Genomic DNA, 3,255 nt, shown 5'->3' on the forward strand with positions numbered 1-3,255 from the left:
ACTGCCCGTCGTCCGTTGGCTCCGTTTTGATCTGGGAAGAACCTCACATCATTTATTTTGCGGAATTATGTTACAGGCATTATCAAGACCAGGCCACTCTTGAAAAATATAAGGACCTGGTGTTTAAAACTGCTGATTTTATGGCTTCCTATGCCTGGTACGAAAAAGAGAAGGACAGGTATGTTTTGGGGCCGGGACTGATTCCTGCACAGGAATGCTTTGATGCAGCTACCACCATCAATCCTCCTTTTGAGCTGGCATACTGGTACTATGGCTTATCGACTGCACAAAGGTGGCGCGAACGATTAAATATGCCCAGGGATGAAAAGTGGGACAGTATTTTGAAAAAGCTTTCAAAACTGGCTCAACTGGATGGTTTATATCTGGGAGCTGAATCTGTGCCCGGAACCTATACTATTCCCCAATATACGACTGATCATCCTGCTGTGCTGGGTGCTTTCGGCATGTTGCCTTATTGCCCTTTGGTCGACTTCTCAACCATGTTGCAGACTTTTAATTATATCTGGTCGAACTGGAAATGGGGGGATACCTGGGGCTGGGATTTCCCTCTTACCGCCATGAGTGCTACCAGGTTGGGCATGCCTGATAAAGCTGTAGATGCCCTATTTATGAATTCACCCAAGAACACTTATTTGTTAAATGGCCACAATTACCAGGATACAAGGTTGAGGTTATATCTGCCCGGGAATGGCGGCCTGTTATCGGCAGTGGCCATGATGTGTGCAGGATATGACGGCTGCAAAACAAATACTCCGGGATTTCCTAAAAACGGGAAATGGAAAGTACGCTGGGAAAATCTAAACCCTTTGCCATAAGATTTATTCATTATTGTTGTTCGTTTTCCCACGGGCGATGGAAGCAAATACCCCCAGGAAGCATAAAATGGCAAAAACACCAAAAATAACCTTTGTCCCCATAATAAAAGCGGGGATATTAGAAGGGGATATTTTGCTTTCCCCAATAAAAATATGAATGATGAGGGTTGCTATGCCCATGCTCATCATCTGGCCGGTTAATCGCATGGTGGCAACGGTGGCAGAGGCTACGCCCAGATATTTTTTCCCTACAGAACTCATGACGGCATTGGTATTGGGAGAGGAGAACATGCCGAAGCCTGTGCCCAAAATGACCAAACAGATGATGATATATGAATTGCTCGTGTTTGCATTGAGTATGGTTAATAATAACAGCCCGACGACAATGATGGACATGCCCACTGAAGCCAGTATGCGTGGATCGTGTTTGTCGGATAATCTGCCTGATTCAGATGCAAATAATGCCATTAAAATGGGCTGGGCTACCAGTATCATCCCTGCTTTCCATGGGGATAAACCTTTCACATACTGTAAATAAAGGCTCAGTACAAAGGACAGGGCAAAGGTAGCCGCATAGTTGATTAACGCGGCCAGGTTTGAAAAGGCAAAAACCCGGTTGTTTTTAAACAAGCGGATGTTTAGTACGGGAAAAGTTATGCGGAGTTCAAAACGGGTGAAAAACAGTAAGCCGGCAAAACCCAAAATAGCAACAATTATGGCCGGCGAATCGGGCAACTTTGAGAATCCTAACATAAAAAAGGTCATGGCCAGGACGTATACAAGAGAACCCTGGAAGTCGAATTTTTCATTTTCTGCTCCCTTCCATTCGGCTTTTATCCAAAAATGTACGGCCAATGCTGAAAATAGGCAGATGGGGACGATCAGTAAAAACAAACTGCGCCAACCCAACATCTGGGTTAGAAATCCTCCCAGAATGGGTGCCAGTGATAATCCCAGATAAACGGCAGTAGTATTGATTCCTATAACTTTTCCCCGTTCTTCTATTGGAAAAGCTGATGTTACAATGGCCATCGTAGTACCAAATATCATTGCACTCCCGATTCCCTGCAATAACCTGAATGATATAAGCGTCATTCCTGATACAGAGAAAGCGCAAAGAATGGAAGAAATGGCAATTACAATGTTTCCGTAAAAAAAAATACGCACCCGGCCAAAAATATCTGCCAGTTTACCTATTGGTACCAGTGAAACTGCTGATGACAGAAGAAAAGACATGGGTATCCAACTCAACGAAACTGCATTCATGGCAAATTCATGTCCGATTTTGGGTAAGGCAATATTGACCGATGCCCCCATAAAAGGTCCTATAAATGAGGCCATCATACTGATAATCAACAACAATTTTCTATTCACTTTCTGCGGAGCAGGGATATTTTCCATGATTTACAGTCGTTTTCTGTCGTTTTTGTTTTATATTTATTTCAATAGGTTTATTTCAGCACTTTGGCTATTATCAATTCCCGGATTCAAATAAAGTACAGAGTTCTCCCTGACAAAAGAATTTTCTGTGCTCCCGGTATCCTTTTCAGCTAATTTTATTTCAATATTTTTAGTTGAATGACCTGCTTTTACGGTGATTTTGCCCGGGGCTTTGGCCAGATGCAGTTTGAGTTCATAACGGTGATGCGGGGTAACGAAATTCCCTTCAGGGCTGGCAATACTGATGATAATTTCTTTTTTTGTTTCCTTGCAGCTGATTTTTGTGAGCGCATAACCGCCTTTCTGGTATTCAAAGCTTTTGCCGTCGTCTTCGTACAGGGCAAAAGAAGAGTTGCCTTCGGGGAACACTTCTAAAGTCAGTGTTTTGACTTCTTTTTCATTCAAATAATTCATGGCCGGCTGAAAAGGAATGATGGAACCACCCTTAACCAGCAGGGGTAACTGGTCTAAAGCGGCTGCATATTCTATGGTTTGTTTGCCCGTATATTTTTTGCCTGTCCAAAAATCAAACCAGGTCCCTTCAGGCAGGTATATTGTTCTGGATTTCTGCCCTTTCTCAACCATCGGTGCCACCATAAAGTTGTTTCCAAAAAGATATTGGTCGTCAATATGATAAACATTGGAGTCATTTTGATATGCCAGCACCAGCGAACGGATTATGGGCATGCCGGTTTTGTACAATTCGTAGGCACTGCTGTAAATGTAAGGGAAGAGCGAATATCTCAGGCGGTCATACTTTATAAAGTTGTTCAAAGCTTCTTTTCCGTAGTTCCAGGGCTCCTTATAACCCGGATGATCCATGCCAAAGACATGGGAAATGGGAGAGAAGAAGCCGAACTGGCACCAGCGGATGTACAGCTCCGGATCGGCATCCTGCTCGAAACCGCCCATGCAATGGGTCCAGTATCCAACCCCGGAAACGCCGATATTGATTCCTGCCCTAATAACCGGGAGGAAA

General features: G+C 43.7%; 3 protein-coding genes. 1 reads left to right on the forward strand and 2 read right to left on the reverse strand.

What is annotated here, in order from left to right; all coding sequences use genetic code 11:
* Window positions 1-836: hypothetical protein (locus Q8907_14860; protein MDP4275552.1), on the forward strand; the 836-nt coding region annotated here is incomplete at its 5' end.
* Window positions 837-839: 3 nt separating this feature from the next.
* On the opposite strand, the gene Q8907_14865 is transcribed toward Q8907_14860, so the two are convergent.
* Entirely contained in the window at window positions 840-2,237 is a 1,398-nt protein-coding gene (locus Q8907_14865) for an MFS transporter (protein ID MDP4275553.1), read from the reverse strand.
* A 36-nt stretch (window positions 2,238-2,273) separates the two neighbouring features.
* The coding region (locus Q8907_14870) for a glycoside hydrolase family 31 protein (protein ID MDP4275554.1) at window positions 2,274-3,255 on the reverse strand (982 nt) is incomplete at its 5' end.

The organism is Bacteroidota bacterium (genome assembly GCA_030706565.1).
Lineage (GTDB): Bacteria > Bacteroidota > Bacteroidia > Bacteroidales > JAUZOH01 > JAUZOH01.

What these genes read in the sequence shown, in the direction of transcription:
- Q8907_14865 (MDP4275553.1), bottom strand. Translation starts at nt 2,237, where the DNA reads ATGGAAAATATCCCTGCTCCGCAGAAAGTGAATAGAAAATTGTTGTTG.